The sequence below is a fragment of the Pseudooctadecabacter sp. genome (assembly GCF_020627745.1).
Lineage (GTDB): Bacteria > Pseudomonadota > Alphaproteobacteria > Rhodobacterales > Rhodobacteraceae > Octadecabacter.
The window spans coordinates 18,655-36,553 of sequence record NZ_JAHDGE010000031.1 but is presented as its reverse complement, the minus strand read 5'-3'; the positions used below and the strand labels follow the sequence as shown (position 1 = coordinate 36,553).

The 17,899-nt window shown below is 60.5% G+C and carries 17 protein-coding genes and 1 pseudogene; 5 read left to right on the top strand and 13 right to left on the bottom strand.

The annotated features are described in order from the left end of the window. Positions 1-120: 120 nt before the first annotated feature. On the bottom strand, positions 121-897 hold the full coding sequence (locus tag QZ653_RS11900; protein WP_296420308.1) for an HNH endonuclease: 777 nt from the start codon (positions 895-897) through the stop codon (positions 121-123). Then, complete coding sequence (locus tag QZ653_RS11895) at positions 894-2,858, bottom strand: DNA gyrase/topoisomerase IV subunit B (protein ID WP_296420307.1); 1,965 nt, start codon at positions 2,856-2,858, stop codon at positions 894-896. Before QZ653_RS11895 ends, QZ653_RS11900 begins: the two co-directional genes overlap by 4 nt. 112 nt (positions 2,859-2,970) lie before the next feature. Between QZ653_RS11895 and QZ653_RS11890 the strand changes: the two genes are divergently transcribed. After that, entirely contained in the window at positions 2,971-3,864 is an 894-nt protein-coding gene (locus tag QZ653_RS11890; RefSeq protein WP_296420306.1) for an NAD-dependent epimerase/dehydratase family protein, read from the top strand. Here QZ653_RS11890 and QZ653_RS11885 read toward each other — a convergent pair. Then, the gene (locus tag QZ653_RS11885; RefSeq protein ID WP_296420305.1) at positions 3,861-5,057 is read right to left on the bottom strand and encodes a UbiH/UbiF family hydroxylase; all 1,197 of its coding nucleotides are present in this window, start codon (positions 5,055-5,057) and stop codon (positions 3,861-3,863) included. The two genes, QZ653_RS11890 and QZ653_RS11885, sit on opposite strands and share 4 nt — an antisense overlap. Positions 5,058-5,097: 40 nt before the next feature. Continuing rightward, positions 5,098-5,742, bottom strand: coding sequence for a pyrimidine 5'-nucleotidase (locus QZ653_RS11880; protein WP_296420304.1), 645 nt, complete (start codon positions 5,740-5,742; stop codon positions 5,098-5,100). Positions 5,743-5,833: 91 nt separating this feature from the next. Here QZ653_RS11880 and QZ653_RS11875 point away from each other — a divergent pair, with 91 nt between their 5' ends. Further along, positions 5,834-6,487, top strand: a complete 654-nt coding sequence (locus QZ653_RS11875; protein ID WP_296420303.1) for a GntR family transcriptional regulator — start codon at positions 5,834-5,836, stop codon at positions 6,485-6,487. Here the strand turns inward: QZ653_RS11875 and QZ653_RS11870 are convergent. Together QZ653_RS11870 and carA are read right to left on the bottom strand one after the other, a co-directional pair. Next, positions 6,441-8,360, bottom strand: coding sequence for a glycosyltransferase (locus QZ653_RS11870; protein ID WP_296420302.1), 1,920 nt, complete (start codon positions 8,358-8,360; stop codon positions 6,441-6,443). The two genes, QZ653_RS11875 and QZ653_RS11870, sit on opposite strands and share 47 nt — an antisense overlap. A gap of 81 nt (positions 8,361-8,441) precedes the next feature. Further along, the gene (gene carA / locus QZ653_RS11865; protein WP_296420301.1) at positions 8,442-9,602 is read right to left on the bottom strand and encodes a glutamine-hydrolyzing carbamoyl-phosphate synthase small subunit; all 1,161 of its coding nucleotides are present in this window, start codon (positions 9,600-9,602) and stop codon (positions 8,442-8,444) included. 207 nt (positions 9,603-9,809) lie between these two features. Between carA and QZ653_RS11860 the strand changes: the two genes are divergently transcribed. From QZ653_RS11860 to QZ653_RS11850, 3 genes are read left to right on the top strand one after another with little or no spacing between them, the layout of a single operon-like run. Then, the gene (locus QZ653_RS11860; protein ID WP_296420309.1) at positions 9,810-10,268 is read left to right on the top strand and encodes a GatB/YqeY domain-containing protein; all 459 of its coding nucleotides are present in this window, start codon (positions 9,810-9,812) and stop codon (positions 10,266-10,268) included. A gap of 43 nt (positions 10,269-10,311) precedes the next feature. After that, complete coding sequence (locus tag QZ653_RS11855; RefSeq protein ID WP_296420300.1) at positions 10,312-10,509, top strand: hypothetical protein; 198 nt, start codon at positions 10,312-10,314, stop codon at positions 10,507-10,509. After that, on the top strand, positions 10,509-10,691 hold the full coding sequence (locus QZ653_RS11850) for a DUF3008 family protein (protein WP_296420299.1): 183 nt from the start codon (positions 10,509-10,511) through the stop codon (positions 10,689-10,691). Before QZ653_RS11855 ends, QZ653_RS11850 begins: the two co-directional genes overlap by 1 nt. Here QZ653_RS11850 and QZ653_RS11845 read toward each other — a convergent pair. From QZ653_RS11845 to lipB, 7 genes and pseudogenes are all read right to left on the bottom strand, one after another. Continuing rightward, the gene (locus tag QZ653_RS11845; RefSeq protein ID WP_296420298.1) at positions 10,688-11,584 is read right to left on the bottom strand and encodes a DMT family transporter; all 897 of its coding nucleotides are present in this window, start codon (positions 11,582-11,584) and stop codon (positions 10,688-10,690) included. The two genes, QZ653_RS11850 and QZ653_RS11845, sit on opposite strands and share 4 nt — an antisense overlap. Positions 11,585-11,647: 63 nt before the next feature. Next, positions 11,648-12,151, bottom strand: a complete 504-nt coding sequence (locus tag QZ653_RS11840) for a DUF2244 domain-containing protein (RefSeq protein ID WP_296420297.1) — start codon at positions 12,149-12,151, stop codon at positions 11,648-11,650. Next, positions 12,151-12,675 carry a hypothetical protein gene (locus QZ653_RS11835; protein WP_296420296.1) on the bottom strand — a complete coding sequence of 175 codons (525 nt, stop codon included), beginning with the start codon at positions 12,673-12,675 and terminating at the stop codon, positions 12,151-12,153. The genes QZ653_RS11840 and QZ653_RS11835 overlap by 1 nt, the downstream gene beginning before the upstream one ends. Positions 12,676-12,807: 132 nt before the next feature. Next, positions 12,808-14,481, bottom strand: a complete 1,674-nt coding sequence (ctaD, locus tag QZ653_RS11830) for a cytochrome c oxidase subunit I (protein WP_296420295.1) — start codon at positions 14,479-14,481, stop codon at positions 12,808-12,810. A gap of 100 nt (positions 14,482-14,581) precedes the next feature. After that, positions 14,582-15,814, bottom strand: a complete 1,233-nt coding sequence (locus tag QZ653_RS11825; protein ID WP_296420294.1) for a glycosyltransferase family 87 protein — start codon at positions 15,812-15,814, stop codon at positions 14,582-14,584. Positions 15,815-16,024: 210 nt separating this feature from the next. Continuing rightward, entirely contained in the window at positions 16,025-17,119 is a 1,095-nt protein-coding gene (locus QZ653_RS11820; RefSeq protein WP_296420293.1) for an endonuclease/exonuclease/phosphatase family protein, read from the bottom strand. Between the two features lie 76 nt (positions 17,120-17,195). Then, positions 17,196-17,858, bottom strand: a pseudogene (gene lipB, locus QZ653_RS11815) (lipoyl(octanoyl) transferase LipB); the annotation flags it as partial. Positions 17,859-17,899: the final 41 nt, after the last annotated feature.

The window sequence follows — 17,899 nt, the reverse complement described above, 5'->3', positions numbered from 1 at the left end:
TGCCAAATCAAAGATTTGGCAGCGCCCGAACCGCCCCCACGGGGCGGGCGCTTCTCGCCCACCCCTCGGTTCGGGCGCTGAAACCGTTCCCTTCGTTCAAGCCGACAAGCTTTGCAGTAATCAAATCCATTGTATTGAACGCCCTTCCCGAAGAAGGCCGACTCTTGAATGGTGTTGCGCATAGTTTGGTAGCATTAGGCGCTCGCCTCGGTCGCCAAAAGAAATTCCGGCGCCGCAGTCTATCATAGTAGAATTCTGGATGGATGAACTGCCGATTGATGATTGCTCATCATCGAATATGAAACGCTGCCCTCTGATAGAAAAGTCCGCGGCGACTTTTGCGTGTTCGCCACGCAGGTCAATCTCAAGGAACGTTTCCCGAGTTTTTCGTTGTACACGGAAATAATTCGTTCTGAATTCAACGTCCCAGAATTTGGCAGTGTCCATTGTCATGTCATTCTCAACGATACGTAGCTCTGGCCAAAAATCGTCTCTAGGAAGATAGGCTGATATTAGATGCTGGCCCTCCCGAACGTCATATTTGAAAATGGTGCGCCCAAAGTAACGAAAAACATCAGGTGTTCGTATGAAGGTATTAGTTCCAAGCACAAATGACGGTTGAGCCTTGTCTGTGCCTAACAGACCATGGATTTTTCCATCTTTGATGTTCTTTGGTGCTGCCTTGAGTCTGTAGGCTACACTACGTTGTAGTTTCCCAATCGAAGTGTGACAGGTGCCACAAAGTGCAACCATATGTTCAGGCCGGTGAACCTTGCTTTCTGACCAAGGAATTATGTGGTGATATTCGATGAGTGGATTTCCACATTGAGCGCAACCAAAGCCTGCTTCTTGCCTAAGCTGTCTACGTATTGAGGTCGGAATAAATCGTCCACTCAAACATCCAGCTCCTCAACGAACCGTGCATTCTCCTGAATGTACTGGAACCGCATCTCCGGTTTTTTGCCCATCAGGCGCTCCACCAGATCGCCGGTTTCGCCCGGTTCGTCCTCGTCAATGGACACGCGGATCAGTTTGCGGGAGGCGGGGTCCATGGTCGTTTCTTTCAGGTCTTTGGCGTCCATTTCACCCAGCCCCTTGAACCGGCTGACGTCCATCTTGCCGGAGCCACCAAGACCACGGGCAAGGACTTCGTTCTTTTCAGCCTCGTCCAGACAATATTCGCGGCGTGCGCCTTGGGTGACGCGGAACAGGGGCGGGCAGGCCAGATACAGGTGGCCCGCGTCGATCATCGGGCGCATCTGGCTGAAGAAAAACGTCATCAGCAGCGCCGCGATATGGGCGCCGTCCACGTCCGCATCCGTCATGATGATAACCTTATCGTAACGAAGGTCATCTACGTTGAATTTCGCGCCCAGCTGGACCCCCAACGCCTGGGTCAGGTCGCTGATTTCGGCATTCGTGGTCAATTTGGAGGAGGCTGCCCCCAGAACATTCAAGATCTTACCCCGCAGAGGCAAAAGCGCCTGGGTTTTGCGGTCCCGCGCCATTTTGGCGGAGCCTCCGGCGCTGTCGCCCTCGACGATAAACAGCTCGGTCCCGTCGCGATTGGTGGCGGAGCAATCGACAAGCTTGCCCGGCAGACGCAGCTTCTTGGTCGCGGTCTTGCGGGCGGTCTCTTTCTCTTGCTTGCGGCGCACCCGTTCTTCGGCGCGCAGCACAAGGAAATCCAGGATCGCACCGGCGGATTTCGTGTCCGACGCCAGCCAGTTGTCGAAATGGTCCGCCACGGCCAGTTGCACCATGCGTTGGGCGTCCGTTGTCGCCAAGCGGTCCTTTGTCTGGCCCACGAATTCCGGATCGCGAATGAAACAGGACACCAGCGCACCGGCACCGGTCGTCAGATCCTCACGGGTGATCATTGCAGCCTTGCGGTTGTTGACCCTCTCCCCGTAGGCCTTGATGCCTTTGAGGACGGCCGCCCAGAACCCTGCCTCATGGGTGCCGCCCTCGGGCGTGGGGACGGTGTTACAATAGGACTGGATGAACCCGTCGCGGGTGGGGGTCCAGTTGATGGCCCATTCGACCTTGCCCGGGACCTGAAATTTCTCGGTGAAATCAACGGTGCCGGAGAAGGGTTTGTCCGAATAGGTGGTCGCACCGGCCAGCGTTTCGTTCAGATAATCGGCCAGACCACCGGGGAATTTGAACGTCGCCTCAAGCGGGGTTTCGCCGTCGTTGATGCCGGTTTTCCAGCGGATTTCCACGCCGGAGAACAGATACGCCTTCGACCGCGCCATCTTGAACAGCCGTGCGGGTTTAAGTTTCAGGGACCCGAAAATCTCCGCATCGGGATGGAAGGTCACGGATGTGCCGCGCCGGTTGGGGGCCGCACCGATCTTCGCAAGCGGGGCCTGTGGCACGCCGCGCGAAAATTCCATCATCATCAGTTCTTTGTTGCGCGCGACCTCTACCCGCAAATGATCGGACAGGGCGTTCACCACGGATGACCCAACACCGTGCAGTCCGCCTGACGTTTGATAGCTGTCGCCTGAGAATTTGCCGCCTGCGTTCAGGGTGCAGAAGATAATCTCGAGTGCGGATTTAGAGGGGTCTTTGGGGTGCGGATCGGTGGGAATGCCGCGGCCATTGTCGCGCACAGTGACATGGCCGTTTTCGTGCAGTTCAACCTCGATCCAGGTGGCGTGACCGGCCACGGCCTCATCCATGGAATTGTCGACGATTTCGGCCACCATGTGGTGCAGCGCACGGTCGTCCTTGCCGCCGATATACATGCCCGGACGCAGGCGGACGTGCTCCATATCCTCAAGCACCTGAATGGAGGAGGCGTCATAATCGGAGGCAGACTCGGTCTTGCCGGAGAGAAGATCGTCGGACATGGTGGGGCCTGTTGGTTTTTGTTTCCATCAGTATGTCATGGGGACGGGGCCTGTTGAAGCCCTATTGCGGCGGTGCGGGTGCGCGCGACGGACGATCTATCTGGAGGGTATTGTGCGAATTTTCTTTACGGGCGGCAGCGGTAAGGCGGGTCGACATGCGATCGGCGTTCTGCGCGCGGCCGGCCACACGGTCGTGAATATCGACAAGGTGCCGTGTGGCCTTGAGGGCGTGCCGGAATTGCTGATTGATCTGTGTGATGCAGGGCAGGTGATGGGGGCGATGACCCAATGGGCGGCGATGTCGGAGTGCGACGGGCCGGTGCAGTCCTATGATGCGGTGGTGCATTTTGCGGCCGTGCCACGGGTGATGATCGGGGATGATGGCAGCTGTTTTCGTGCCAATGTGACCAGCACGTACAATGTGATCGAGGCGGCGTCCAAACTGGGCATTCGCAAGGTCGTTTTCGCCTCGTCCGAAACGACCTACGGCATCTGTTTCGCGCAAGGGGAGGTTCTGCCGGATTATGTCCCCGTGGACGAAGACCACCCGACCGTGCCGCATGACAGCTATGCCATGTCGAAGGTCTGTAACGAAGTGACGGCGCGGTCCTTTCAGGCGCGCAGCGTGCAGGCGGGCGCGCCCATGGACATCTATGGTTTGCGGATCAATAACGTCATTGAACCCCATGAATACGAACGGAATTTTCCCGCTTTTGTGGCAGATCCGGAGCTGCGGCGGCGCAATATCTTTGCCTATATCGACGCGCGTGATCTGGGGCATATGGTCGATTGCTGTCTGGCGACCGACGGGCTGGGATTTGAGGTATTCAACGTCGCCAATGCGGACAGTTCGGTCGCGCTGCCGTCCCGCGAGGTGGCCGACAGGTTCTATCCCGGCGTGCCGGTTCGGGGTGATCTGGACGGGTTCGACACATTCTATGCCATCGACAAGGCGCGGCGGCTGGTTGGCTTTGCGCCGCGCCACGGCTGGCGCGACCTGATCTAGCCGCGCGCGCCCAGCCCCAGTTTCATCAGCTCTTTGCGCAGGGGCGCCGCGCTGTGCAAAGCCGCGACCCCTTTGGCACGCAAATCCCGCAGCAACGGATTTTCTGCCTGCGATGCGCGGTTGAGCAGATCAATCCCCGCCGACCGCAATTTGACGTCTGTGTGACGCTTGCGGGCATATGCATCCAGCATATCGGCGCTGCCCAAGGTGTCGGGGTGACAGACGGCCAGATCAAGAAGTGTGGCCAGATCGGCCAGAGACATGTTCAGGCCCTGCGCGCCGATGGGCGGCATGACATGGGCGGCCTCGGCCACCAAAGCGACCCGTTCGGCGGTCATCCGGTCCGCGATCTGGCTGATGATCGGCCAGACCATCCGGCGCGATGCCAACGCAAGCGACCCGTGGACGCCTGCGCTGCGGGCGGTGGCGGCGGCGTTGAAGTCATCTTCGGGCAGGTCCGCCAGACGCAGCGCCTCTGGCCCGTCTTCCATCCAGACCACGGCGGAGCAGGGTTTGCCTTCATGATCGGGCAGCGGGACCAAGGTGAAAGGACCGCCGGTGCGATGCACCTCGGTCGAGATGTTGTCGTGCGGCGCGTCATGGGTCACCGCGAATGTTATGGCCTTTTGTCCGTAGCGCGTTGTTTTGGCGGTGATGCCCGCCGCCTCGCGCACCGGGCTGTTGCGTCCGTCGGCGCCAATCACAAGCCGTGCGGTCAGTTTGGTCCCGTCTGTCAGGGTGACACGGGCGTGGGCGGTGCGGGTCAGCATGGATTTGAAGCCTGTGCCGGACAGGAACGTCACGTTCGGCAACTCGCCCAGCCGCGCCATCAATTCACGCCGCATCAACCAGTTGGGCAAATTCCAGCCAAAGGGCAAATCCCCGATATCGGCGGCGTCAAAGTCGCGGATCACGCGCGGGGTCGGGTCGGGGCCGCCCGCGTCCACGATCCGCATGACCTGCAGCGGGGTGGCGTGCGGGGCGAGGCGGCCCCAGACGCCTGCGGCGTCCAGAAAATCGCGGGCGGGTTGCAAAAAGGCCGTGGTGCGCAAATCCGCGCCTTGGGTTGCGGCATCGGTGATGGGCGGGGCCGGGTCCGCGATGGTGACGCTGAAACCGGCGGTGCCAAAGGCCGCGGCCGCCGTCAGGCCCGCGACGCCGCCGCCCGAAATGAAGATGTCTGTATCTGTCATGATCTATAGATAGGCCGTTGGTCCGGCTGCGCAAAGGCTGTCAGACCAGCTGCGACAAGAAGGCCGTCAGATTGCTCGTGTGATGGTGGATAAAGCTTTGGGGGTCCGGTTGCGGGGCGACGTGGACTGTGCGCATTCCCAAGGCGTGGGGCACGGCAAGGTTGCGGATGCTGTCTTCGAAGAACGCGCCTTGTGCGGGGGCCAGACCATCCAGCGCGAAGACCGCCTCAAACGCGGCCTGTGCGGGTTTAGGTTTGTAACCGGCATGTTCCACCCCGTAGACCGCATCGAAAATCCCCGACAGGCCGAGGGCGCGTAACACGTCGTGGGCATAGGGCCGCGTGCCGTTGGTATAGACGACCTTGCGACCGGGCAGGGCATCAATCGCTGCGGCGAGGGCGGGGTTGGGCGACAGCACCGAAAAGTCGATGTCATGAACGGCGGCCAGAAACGGGTCCGGGTCCAGCCCGTGTTCGGCCATAAGCCCCGCAAGGGTCGTGCCGTGCAGTTCCCAGTAGTGATCGCGCAGGCGGTTCGCCTCGACCTCGTCCACGTTCAGGGTGCGCGCCACGTAGTCGGTCATCAAACCCTCGATCTGAGAAAACAGGCCGCGGTCCGGCGGATAAAGGGTGTGATCCAGATCGAAGACCCAGACCCGCACGTGAGAAAAGTCAGATTTTAACATGCGTCCCGTTTAGTTCGCTTTGGTCGGGAAATCGAGAGGGTTGATACGATTGGATACCGTGGTGTACAATGACGGTCCAATGGAGGACGTCATGCGCACAGCGAAACCCCCCGTCAAAGACGCCTATGAGTTGATCCTAGAGGCCATCGACACCGGCACCTACAAGCCCGGTTCGCGTCTGGTGGAAAGCGAGCTGGCCGAGAGGTTCGGCGTGTCCCGCACCCCCATCCGTGAGGCGCTGCAACGCCTTGAGACACAAAGCCTGCTGACACGCGACGGGCGGTCGTTGATCGTGGCATCCCTTGATCACAGCCAACTGAGCGAGCTTTATGTGGTGCGCGGATCGCTTGAAGGATTGGCCGCGCGGCTGGCCGCGCGTCATGCCACACCGGAGGAATTGGCCGTGCTGCGCGACATGCTGGAGGCCGACCGCAAGCTAACCCACGACCCCGAGGCCATGAGCCGCGCCAACCGTCGGTTTCACAAGCAGATCCATCTGGCCAGCCACAACCGGTTTCTGGTGCAGCAACTTGATCTGGTGCACCGGTCCATGGCGCTGCTCGCGTCCACATCCATCGCCGTGCAGGGCCGTCCGGCGGATACGCTGGAAGAACATGAACGGATCGTCAGTGCGATTGAAGCCGGTGACGGGGATGCTGCGGACAAGGCGCTGCGCGATCACATCAGTCAGGCGTATATCATTCGGCTGCGACTGGATGCGGAAGCGGTCGAGGCCGCGCACTGATCTGACGCGGTTCGGTCGGGGCGAAAATGCCGTGGGTCGTCTTGTCCCAGTAAAAGGGTTTTGTCGCCAGTTCGATAACCCCTTTGTAGGCCGCGATGGCCGCCAGCGGAAAATAGAAATGAAGCGTTGGCGTCCAGATGATGAGTTCGCGTTTGCGCGCGGAGGTCACAGCGAGGGCCGAGACAGAGATGTTGATCACTTCGGTCAGCACAAAGATGCTGGCAAAGGTCAGCGCGACAGGCTGCGTCAATACCCCGTTCAATGGATGCGGCAGCCCGATCAGCATGAGCCAGAAGGACCAGAGCAGCGGGGCCAGAAGGAACTGGCTGATTGTGCCCATGAACAATAGCTGCACACCAAAGAACCGCCACGGCCCCAGGTCGCGCCACAGTTGCAGCGGATTGCGCATGTGGACGCCATAGGTGATTGCGTACCCCTTGAGCCAGCGGGACCGTTGTTTGACCCATGGCCAGACGCGGGCATTTGCCTCTTCCTGAGTGGTGCTGTCGAAAATCTCCGTGCGAAAGCCGCGCCGGTTCAGGCGAATGCCCAGATCGGCATCTTCGGTGACATTGTGCGCGTCCCAGCCGCCCAGCTTTTCCAGCACATCGCGACGGAAAAACAGGGTTGTCCCCCCCAAGGGAATTGCCAGATTCATCCTTTCCAGTCCGGGCAGGATAATGCGGAACCATGCGGCATATTCCACGGTGAAACACCGGGCGAGCCAGTTGGAGTGGCTGTTGTAGAAATCCAGACGGCCCTGCAGGCAGGCCACGTCCGGCGGGGCCGATGCGAAGCGCGTGGCGACCTTGTAGATTTGGTCGGGGGCAGGGGCATCTTCGGCGTCATAAACCCCGATGATGGAGCCGCGCGCAAAGCTGAGCGCGTAGTTCAGCGCGCGGGGCTTGGTCTGAAGCGTGCCCAGAGGCACGCGGATGGCGCGCATCCAATAGGGCAGGTCCGTCTGCGCGAGGGCCTTTTGCGTGGTGCCGTCATCCGCCTCAAGTACCAGACACACATCGAGTTTGTCGGCAGGATAGTCGATTTTGGACAGGCGGTGCACCAGCGCGCCCGCGATGTCGCGTTCCTTGAACAAAGGCACCATGACGGTGACGACGGGCAGGTCCGCTGGCGCGACGACGGGGTCGGTTCTGGCGGGTTTGGGGAACAGGTGAAACAGGGCGGCTGCAGATTTGAGGATGGTGTTCAGCACCAGGGTCAGGATCGCCCAGCCACACAAGATCAGAAAACTGGTCTGGGGCCAGATCAGCAGGCAGGCAAGGACCGACAGGGCGACCGCAGCCCCCCAGCGGAACGCCCGGCCCGCGTTCCAGTCACGGCAGGAATCGTCCGCCGCCGTGCGCAATTCGGCGTTGTCCATCAACGTGGTGTGGCACAAGCGGGCAAAGGCGCGGTCCATCTGCGAAGGTGTCACGATGGCCAGATGGACATCCCCGAACAGCACCCGCAGCACGTCGTGGACCTTTAGGAAATGATCGGCACTTGCGGCCACGACGGTCACGCGCCCTGCAATATTGCGCCACGGCAAAACCCGGTGCTTCAGACACAGATCCGCCCCGAACATCTTCACAAGGCGTGGGTCTGCCGGGTCTTTTTGCAAGTTCACGAGGCTTGTGTTGTGGCGCCGCGCCTCGGCCGAGGCAAGCGTGAGGTCAGGTTGTCCGGGATACAATGTTCCGGCAAGAGCCTTGGCCGACCGGCGCGCTCGGTCTGCGACGGCGCGGGCGCGGGCCGCGTCTATGCCGGACGGGCCCAGTACGTCGGCAACACTGCGTGGCTGTGCCACGCGGTCTGCCACGTCGGTTTGCTGCGCGGTCGCCTGTCCGCGACCGGTCCTGAATGTCAAAGCCATCCCATCCTACCTTCTTGTCCCGTCCCCAGCTTGGGCGGGAAAGGGTTAAGGATAGGTTAAGTCGACGTTAACGCCTGAGGCTCAGGCCTCGGCACCTGCCTTGTTGGCCATGGCTTCGGCGAAGCGTTCGAACAGGTAATAGCTGTCCATCGGGCCGGGGGAGGCTTCGGGGTGGTATTGCACCGAAAAGACAGGCCGTCCGTCCATCGCGATGCCGCAGTTGGACCCGTCAAAGAGGGATGTATGGGTTTCGCGCACACCGTCGGGCAGGGATTGCGCATCAACTGTGAACCCGTGGTTCATTGATGTGATTTCGACCTTGCCGGTGTCCTGATCCTTGACCGGGTGATTGGCACCGTGGTGGCCGTGGTTCATCTTGATGGTTTTGGCCCCCAGTGCCAGCGCCAACATCTGATGACCCAGACAGATGCCGAAAACGGGGACATCTTTTGTCAGGACTTCCTTGATCATGGGAACGGCGTAGGCCCCCGTGGCCGCCGGGTCACCCGGACCGTTGGACAGGAACACGCCATCGGGGTTGTGGGACATGACCTCTTCCGCAGTGGCGGTCGCCGGCAAGACGATGACATCGCAGCCCGCCGACGCAAGGCAACGCAGGATGTTGCGTTTGGCGCCGTAGTCAATGGCGACGACCTTGTGCACGGCCTCGGTCTGGCGTTTGAACCCTTCGGGCCAGGCCCAGCGCATTTCGTCCCAGCGGTAGGACTGCGCACAGGTGACATCCTTGGCCAGATCAAGCCCTTCCAGACCTGCAAATTCACGGGCGGCGGCGACCATCGCCTCGATATCGAAATTACCGTCGGGATCATGGGCCATGGCCACATGCGGCGCGCCTTGCTGGCGGATCGCGCGGGTCAGGCGGCGCGTATCAACGCCGCCGATGCCGATGCGCCCGCGCTTTTCCAGCCATGTCTCAAGCTGTTCCACAGACCGCCAGTTGCTGGGCGTCGTCGGATCCCATTTGACCACCATGCCGGAGGCCACGGGATCGGCGGTTTCATCGTCTTCGGGAGTGACGCCGGTGTTGCCGATATGGGGGAAGGTGAATGTCACGATCTGGCCCGCATAGGACGGATCGGTCATGATTTCCTGATAGCCTGTCATCGCGGTGTTGAAACACAGTTCGGCCACCGTCTGGCCGGTGGCACCAAAGCCCATGCCGTAAAAGACGGTGCCGTCGGCCAGAACCAGACAGGCGGTTGGTTTTTTGTGGTCGCTCATTGGTCAAATCCCCCGAAATGTCCGCAAGGTGCTGTCGCCATGGCATCTGGGCGCAGCCAAATTGTCCGCGTTCTAAGGGGTGGTCGAAGGACGGTCAAGCGCGTTCGGACGTGTCGTCAGATTGATCTTTGACGCCTTGTTTTCTTGAAAGGGTTCGGTCTAGGGTTCGCGCTGTTACCGCTCACACGAACAACTTGGATGGATCATATGGAATTGCGCGCGCGGGTCTCGGGGGCCATGAAAGATGCGATGAAGGCAAAGGAGGCTGACAAGCTGTCGACGCTGCGGCTGATCAATGCGGCCATCAAGGACCGCGATATCGAGGCACGCGCGGAAGGCCGCGACGAAGGTGTCGGCGATGATGCGGTGCTGGCGATTCTTGGCAAAATGGTCAAGCAGCGACAGGAAAGTGCCAAGGTGTACGAGGAGGGCGGTCGGCTGGAACTGGCTGAAAAGGAGCGTGAGGAAATCAAGATTATCGAAGAGTTCCTGCCCCGTCAGCTGTCCACATCCGAAACCGAAGCCGCCATTGACGCCGCCGTGGCCGAGGTGGGCGCATCCAGCATCCGCGACATGGGCAAGGTGATGGGCGTTCTGAAGGCGAAATACACCGGGCGGATGGATTTCGGAAAGGTCGGACCGATGGTGAAGGACAAGCTGGGATAAAAGGTCCAAGCTGATGGAACTCATCCGCGTCTGATACGTTCCCTTGAAGGACATACTTTTCTGGGGGACATTTATGCGACATTTCCAGCATCATCGAACGAACGCGCAGATCGCGTTGAAGGCGCGCCTGGGCAAAGTCAGTGTCAATGATCTGACCACTGGTCAGGCTGTCATGTTTTCCCAACTTACGCTTCACGAGCTGGAAGAGCTTGCCCTGATCGGCAGGCACGAGCTGGCCTGATGAAGGCACAGTCCAAGTCACAGCAAAAGGCTGCCGGTGCTGCGTTGTCCGCCAAACGCGGCGACACCAAGGTGGGTGACCTGCAAGGGGCGTCAAAGGAGATGTACGACAGTATGTCCGAAGACGAACTTGAAGAAATGGCGTCGACCGATCATGACGACCTGCCCGAGACCAAGGATTAGGCGCGGCGCATCAAACGCCCGTCCAGAATGATCAGGCCAAGCGCCAGCATCCCCAGACCCGCATAGACGTTCGGCGCGAGGGTTTCATCCAGCACCCATGCGCCCAGCAGGATCGACACCGGCGGGATCAGCAGCGTCACGATCATGGTATTGGCCGATCCGGCTGTTTTCAGAATACGGTAATACAGAAGATAGGCCCCTGCGGTTGCAAAGATCACGTAGTAGGCGATCGCCAGCGTTGTGGTCAGCCCCAGATCGAAGGACGGCACGCCGTCGATTGCGAAGGCTGCTGGAACCATGATGACGGACGATCCGGTCAGCATACCGGCGGCGGCCACCTGAGGCGTCAGATGCCCCATATGGACCCGCGCCCAGACCCCGGCAAAGGCGTAGGACACGGTGCCCCCGATCACCGCCAGTTGCGCCAGTGAGGTGATGTCCAGATCGCGCAAGCTGTCGAGGCCAATGGCCGTGACGACCCCGAAAAACCCGATCAGCGACCCTATCGCCTTGCGCGGGGTCATGCGTTCGTCCGCCAGCAAAAGGGCCGCGACAACCGCTCCGAAGATGGCCGTGCCTGCGTTGAAAACCGACGTGAGGCCCGTGGGAATATAGAGTTGCCCCCATGCCATCAGACTGAAAGGGATGACGTTGTTCAAAACCCCCATGACGCCCAGAACGGCCCAATCCCGTCCCGACGGCAGGGGCAACCGCCGCCACAGGACATAGGCCCAGAGGATCAGGGCCGCCCAGAACACGCGGTGGGCCACGGAGGTGACGAAGGGGACTTCGTCAAGCGTCAGACGGATTGCCAGAAAACTGCCACCCCAGATCAGACCGAGGACCAGAAGGTCGGCCCAGTTGGCCAGGGATAGGGTGCGTTGCGGCGTCATAGGGTCAGCCTATGCGCAGCACGCATCAAGCGCGACCCGAAAGCTGCGGGTCTGCGGGTGACTTTACAGGGCGTCGCGGATGGCTTGGTCGACCTCGTCATACAGCACCGCGCGTTCGTCCTCGGACAAAAAGGCGCCCAGTTCGACCTCACGGTCGCTGCCCTTGAGGGTCAGGTAATTCTTGATCCGGTCGTGGCGCGGGTCGAGTTTGAGTTGCACCCAATAGGGATTGGCTTCCCATGTGTGGTGACCGTGGCGGGGGTGGTGGTGATCAAGCGTGATACGGTCGGGCCAGATGCGCAGTTCCTCAAGAATTTCACCATCGCGCTGGTTGCGCTGCAGGGCGTACCAGATGCCCCCCACGGCAAGGACAAAGAACGGCAGAAGGCCCCACAGAACAGGCGACCCCATCACGGCAAGAAGCGGCAGCAGGACCATCGCGGCCGTCGCGGCGATGAAGGTGACAAAATCCCGGCGCGGCAGAGACCTGTAGGGCCACAGGTGAAGTTCCGCCACAGGCGCGCTGCGCGGGGCGGGGTCATCGGGCGTGATCCATTCGTAGGGCATCAGGCAGGCTTTCGTGACCCAAACAAGGATGTGAGTGGCCGCAAGACCGCGATGGCAAGACAGGCCAAAAGGACGATGGACAGACCTGATGTGGCCGCGTCTGCCGCCCGACTGCCGGTGTCTGTTGTCGTGGTCATATGCGGCACGAACAAAAGGGTCGTCGCGATCAGGGCGCTGATCCAGAAAAGGGCAAGGTCGAACGGGGCGCGGTCGGGGTGTCTGCGAACGGCCAACAAAAGTGCTGCAATCGCAAGGGCGATGACCCCGATTGCCAATGCGCCCGTGGGGCCGGACAAAAACCTGTCCTCGCCCGCCTGTGAGGACAGGAAGATATTGCCGGCAAACAGGCTGGCAGAGGCAGGTTCGACCGTCATAAGCGAAATCGCGGAGAGCGCGCCGTAGTACAGAAGGACCAGCACCCCGACCCCGATCCCCAGAGAGGCCCAGACCCATGCCACAGCACTGCCCCGCAGGGTGACCCATGCGGGGGCTGCGAGCAGCAGGAACGGCCAGAGGTTTATCATCAGCGGCAACCTTATCGGGGACGGGCACGGGTGGATCAAAGTCTAGGATGTTTGTTGCGACGGGGTAGGGGCGTGGCACAAAAAAGGCCCCGATGTTTCCATCGGGGCCGATCTTTTCAATGCACAGCCATGTTAGTGGCCGGGCTGTTTGTCCCAATCGGACTGCTTGGGCAGGATTTCGAATGTGTGCTCCGGTGGAGGGGACGGCAATGTCCATTCCAGCGTGTCTGCATATTCGTTCCACGGGTTGTTCTCGGTCGCGTTCTTGGGGGACAGCAGTGTCTTGAAGAGCATGACGATAAAGAACAGGAAGGAGCCGAAGGCGATGAAGGCACCGATGGAGGATACATAGTTCCACAGGGCAAATGCCTCGTTATAGTCGATGTAGCGACGCGGCATCCCGTTCCGGCCCAGGAAGTGCTGGGGGAAGAAGGTGATATTCGCGCCGATGAACATCAGCCAGAAGTGCGTGTGGCCCGCCCATTCGGGGATCATCCGGCCTGCCATTTTCGGCAGGTAAAAGTAGATGCCCGCGAAGATGCCGAAGACAGCGCCAAGGCTCATCACATAGTGGAAGTGTGCCACGACATAGTAGGTGTCGTGATACGCGCGGTCGACGCCCGCTTGCGACAGCACGATGCCGGTCACACCACCCACGGTGAACAGGAACAGGAAGCCGAACGCCCACATCATGGGTGTTTTGAATTCCACGGACCCGCCCCACATCGTCGCGATCCATGAGAAGATTTTGACGCCGGTAGGCACCGCGATGACCATGGTCGCCAGCATGAAATAGGACTGCTGGGTCAGGGACATGCCGACGGTGTACATGTGGTGCGCCCAGACAACAAAGCCCAGCGCGCCGATAGCGACCATCGCATAGACCATCGGCAGGTAGCCGAAGATGGGCTTGCGCGAGAAGGTCGCGATCACGTGGGAGATGATACCGAAGGCAGGCACGATGATGATGTAGACTTCAGGGTGACCGAAGAACCACAGGATGTGCTGGTAGAGGATCGGGTCGCCGCCGCCTGCGGGGTCAAAGAAGGTCGTGCCGAAGTTGCGGTCCATCAGCAGCATGGTGATCGCACCGGCCAGCACGGGCAGGGCCAGAAGGATCAGCCACGCGGTCACAAAGATCGACCATGCGAACAGCGGCACCTTGTGCAGCGTCATGCCGGGGGCACGCATGTTCAGGAAGGTCGTGATCATGTTGATCGCGCCCAGAATGGACGACGCACCGGAGACGTGAACCGCGAAAATCGCGAGGTCCATGGAAATACCGGCTTCGGTCGTGGACAGCGGCGGGTACAGAACCCAACCCACGCCGGAGCCCAGCTGGCCATTGCCACCCGGTGCCAGAATGGAGGCCACACCAAGTGCCACGCCGGTACAGAACAGCCAGAAGGACAGGTTGTTCAGACGCGGGAAGGCCATATCGGGTGCACCGATCTGCAGCGGCATGAAGTAGTTGCCGAAGCCACCGAAAAGCGCCGGAATAACCACGAAGAACATCATCAGCACGCCGTGATAGGTGATCATCACGTTCCACAGGTGGCCGTTTGGCGTACATTCGTCCAAAGCGGCCGGGAACAGACGCGCGCCTTCAAGGCACATGTACTGCACACCCGGGTGCATGAGTTCCATCCGCATGTAGATCGTAAAGGCGACGGACAGGAAACCGACGAAACCCGATACGAACAGGTACAGGATACCGATGTCTTTGTGGTTGGTGGACATGAACCAACGGGTAAAGAACCCGCGGTTGTCTTCATGCTCATGGTCGTGGACGGCTGCGTCTACCATGGTGCGCTCCCTCTTGCGTGGCTAATCGTAATCGTGCTGACAGACTCAGCCCGATGGCTTTGGGGTGGTTCTATGGCGCACAGGGCCACAGGGCAAGCGGTCAGAAAGGTTTTTGCATGGGTAAAAATGGCGCAGGGGCACGGGTGGGCGCGTTTGTCGCGGGGCGGCGCAGGACGGCGCAGACAAAGGCCGCGCCCAGCAGCAGCATCGCCACAATCGTGATGACCCATGCCACCGTCAGCCCGTACTGGAGGGTGCCCAGAAGCCCCACAGGAGCGGCGCGGTGAAAGAAGAGGGCCGATGCCACCACCACCGCGTATCCCACACCCCCAAGTCGCAGCGGCAAAGCGGCCAGAAAAACGAATGCAGTCAGATAGGTATAGGCCCAGCTGAGCGGGCTGAGAAGGGCCAGCGCGATGGCCGCCACAGGCAGCACCAGCGCGTCTTTGGGACGGCAGGCCGCCAGCACGCCAACGGCCGCCAGTGCCACACACGTGGCGACGGCAGAGGCCATGCGCCAGACCGCCGATTTGTCGATCACGTGCCAGCCCTTGTTTGTACCCTCAAGATTGTCGGGGATGACTTTGACAAGGCCGTCGGACAGTCCGGTTCCCGCAACAAGCGCATCCAGAGAGATTGACATGTTGCTGACAACCACCGACCTGGTCAAAGCGCCCACAAGGTGCAGGTAGTCCTGATGCAGCGGCCAACCCGCCAGCGCGATGGACGCCAGACCCAGAAGCCCACCGGCCACACCAAAGCTGGCGACAGCTGACCATTGTTTGCGACCCAGATAGATCACCACGAAAAGAAGGGGGTAAAGCTTGATCGCGGCGGCCAGTGCCAGAACCGCACCCGAGGTGCGTAACCGCCCTGCCTGCGCGCGTTCAAACGCAAGAACAATGAGGAAGCTTACGATGATTTGCGGCTGGTTTTCCTCAAGCGCGCGGGCGACCGGAAAGGACAGCGTCAATGCGGTGTAGGTCAGGGCCACAAAGGCCAGCTGCGTGAGGCCCCTTGTGCCGCACATGCGGCTGGCCAGAAAGATCATCCCGACCAATAGCGCCTGATGCAGCCCCATGACGATGCCGTCCAACGCCGCAAATGTCGTCATCTCGGTGACAGGACGCAAAAGCGCAACCCAAAGCGGAGGGTAGAGGTAGGGGAATATCCGCGCGTCGGGGTCTGTGGCGGACACATGCGCCCACCAGTCCGGTGGCGTTGTCATGTCGAACCCGTGGGTTATGTCGGGGTAAACCTGATCGGGGCGCCCCATGTGCAGGAATTCCGCAGCAACCCATCCTGCGTAAAGGTCGGCGGACTGGACCGACATGGCGGCCAGAACCGACAGAACCGCAGAGTATCCCAGCAGACAGACAAAAAACAAACTATAAAGGGAACGTTTGGACGAACTGACCATGGGAATAAAACACAACCTGAAGGTACGGCTAACTGCACTACTTCAACCGGTTTAACGCGTGGTTAAGGCAGCAGTGCGGGGACAAAAAGGCAGCAACAGGGCAAAGTGTCCGCGCTTTGGCGGTCAGTCGCTGGTCTCCCAGTCTGTGCCGATGGGCGTGCGGACGACGGCCTTTTCCTCTTCGATCATATCGGTCACGTCCTCGATTTCGTTTTCGGAGGGCGGGGGAACATCGCCCTGCTTTGATTCGGCCAAAGCGAGGGTGAAAGAAATGGGAAAGTGGTCCGACCCGATCTTGCGCAGCCGGCGCATCGCGACAAAGCGAAACCGTGGGTCATGAAACAGATGATCCAGCGGCCAGCGGAAAAACGGATAGAACGCATTGAATGTATTGAAAAAGCCGCGCCCCACGCGCGGGTCGAGAAGGCCCGTGATCCGCTGGAACCGGCGTGTGGTGTGGGACCATGCCACATCGTTCAGGTCACCGGCGATGATACAGGGCAGGTCGCCTTGTGCGCCTTCAAGGCCGGCGGCCGCGATTTCGCTGTCGCGTCCGGTGGTGTGATCCTGCGCAGTGGGCGGTTCGGGGTGGATGATATAAAGGGCGATCCGGTCGCCGGACCGCAGGGTGACGGTTGTGGTGATCGACGGCACGCCCTTGGTCACCAGATCGCGGACCTGCGTGTCGGACAGGGCAAGGTTGGAATAAAGGGCAAGCCCGTAACCGGTGTCCTTTGGCAGTTCGATATGGTGATCATACATCTGTCGCAGGGGGCCCATCGCGTCGATCCAAGGCTGATCCGGTTCGATCAGTGCCAGAATGTCGGCCTGTTCGTCACGGGCCAGGTCAAGCGTGGCATCATAATCTCGGTTGGACATTTTGACGTTGGCGGTCAGAACCATCAACTGCCTGTCCGTAAGGTTGCGCAGGTCAGGGGCGACGGTGGCCGATTGTTTGGGCCAGAGCGGGGTAAATTTCAGCACGAAGACCGCATTGATCGCCGCAATCACGACAAGGGCAATGTCCACCACGATCAAGGGCGTACCGGACAGCACGAAGGGCGATACCGCCGCAAGAACCAATGCGGCGACGATCAGTTGCAGCCGGACAAATTCGGGTCCGCGGATCAGGCCGTGCGGGTATTTCACAAACGGAACGAGCGTCATGACCATGACCAACGCGACGCAGGCAAGAACGATGATTTCGGAAAGCGTCATGGTGTGGTGGTCTTTCGCATGGCTCTGACCTCCTAACGCCGCAAGGGGCCATCCGTTCCGTGCAAATGCGGCTTCCCTAGGGGCCGGAACGGGGGGTAAGGCTGTCCTCGAACGTCTGGCGCAGGGCCACATCCACGTCCGCCATGGTCACAGGCAGGCCAAGATCGACAAGGGATGTCACGCCGTGGTCGGTTATTCCGCAGGGCACGATCCCGCTGAAATGGTCCAGATCGGGTTCGACATTGATGGAAATGCCGTGAAAGCTGATCCATTTGCGCAGGCGGATACCGATGGCGGCAATCTTGTCCTCCGCCGGGCCTGTCACGGTGGGTGGTTTGTCATTGCGCTGCACCCAGACGCCCACGCGGCCTTCGCGGATCTCGCCCTTGACGTTGAAGCGGTCGAGGGTGGCGATCACCCACCGTTCAAGGTCCTGCACAAAGCGGCGCACATCGTGTCCGCGCCGGCCCACATCCAGCATCACATAGGCCACGCGCTGGCCCGGTCCGTGATAGGTGTATTGCCCGCCACGTTTGGTGATGTGCACCGGAAACCTGTCGGGATCAGTCAAGTCCGCCGCTTTGGCGGAGGTTCCGGCCGTATAGAGCGGGGGATGTTCGACCAGCCAGACACATTCATCGGCCGCATCGCGCGCGATGGCATCGGCGCGGTCTTCCATGAAGGCTACGGCATCGGCGTAGGGGGTCAGGCCGTCGGTGGTGATCCAGTCTACCATGTCTTGTGATGTCGGGGCGGCGGCCCCGTCCTTTCGTCCCTGCC

What these genes read in the sequence shown, in the direction of transcription:
- QZ653_RS11895 (WP_296420307.1), bottom strand. Translation starts at nt 2,858, where the DNA reads ATGTCCGACGATCTTCTCTCCGGCAAGACCGAGTCTGCCTCCGATTAT.
- QZ653_RS11885 (WP_296420305.1), bottom strand. Translation starts at nt 5,057, where the DNA reads ATGACAGATACAGACATCTTCATTTCGGGCGGCGGCGTCGCGGGCCTG.
- QZ653_RS11880 (WP_296420304.1), bottom strand. Translation starts at nt 5,742, where the DNA reads ATGTTAAAATCTGACTTTTCTCACGTGCGGGTCTGGGTCTTCGATCTG.
- QZ653_RS11875 (WP_296420303.1), top strand. Translation starts at nt 5,834, where the DNA reads ATGCGCACAGCGAAACCCCCCGTCAAAGACGCCTATGAGTTGATCCTA.
- QZ653_RS11870 (WP_296420302.1), bottom strand. Translation starts at nt 8,360, where the DNA reads ATGGCTTTGACATTCAGGACCGGTCGCGGACAGGCGACCGCGCAGCAA.
- carA (WP_296420301.1), bottom strand. Translation starts at nt 9,602, where the DNA reads ATGAGCGACCACAAAAAACCAACCGCCTGTCTGGTTCTGGCCGACGGC.
- QZ653_RS11860 (WP_296420309.1), top strand. Translation starts at nt 9,810, where the DNA reads ATGGAATTGCGCGCGCGGGTCTCGGGGGCCATGAAAGATGCGATGAAG.
- QZ653_RS11850 (WP_296420299.1), top strand. Translation starts at nt 10,509, where the DNA reads ATGAAGGCACAGTCCAAGTCACAGCAAAAGGCTGCCGGTGCTGCGTTG.
- QZ653_RS11845 (WP_296420298.1), bottom strand. Translation starts at nt 11,584, where the DNA reads ATGACGCCGCAACGCACCCTATCCCTGGCCAACTGGGCCGACCTTCTG.
- QZ653_RS11840 (WP_296420297.1), bottom strand. Translation starts at nt 12,151, where the DNA reads ATGCCCTACGAATGGATCACGCCCGATGACCCCGCCCCGCGCAGCGCG.
- QZ653_RS11835 (WP_296420296.1), bottom strand. Translation starts at nt 12,675, where the DNA reads ATGATAAACCTCTGGCCGTTCCTGCTGCTCGCAGCCCCCGCATGGGTC.
- ctaD (WP_296420295.1), bottom strand. Translation starts at nt 14,481, where the DNA reads ATGGTAGACGCAGCCGTCCACGACCATGAGCATGAAGACAACCGCGGG.
- QZ653_RS11825 (WP_296420294.1), bottom strand. Translation starts at nt 15,814, where the DNA reads ATGTCGGTCCAGTCCGCCGACCTTTACGCAGGATGGGTTGCTGCGGAA.
- QZ653_RS11820 (WP_296420293.1), bottom strand. Translation starts at nt 17,119, where the DNA reads ATGACGCTTTCCGAAATCATCGTTCTTGCCTGCGTCGCGTTGGTCATG.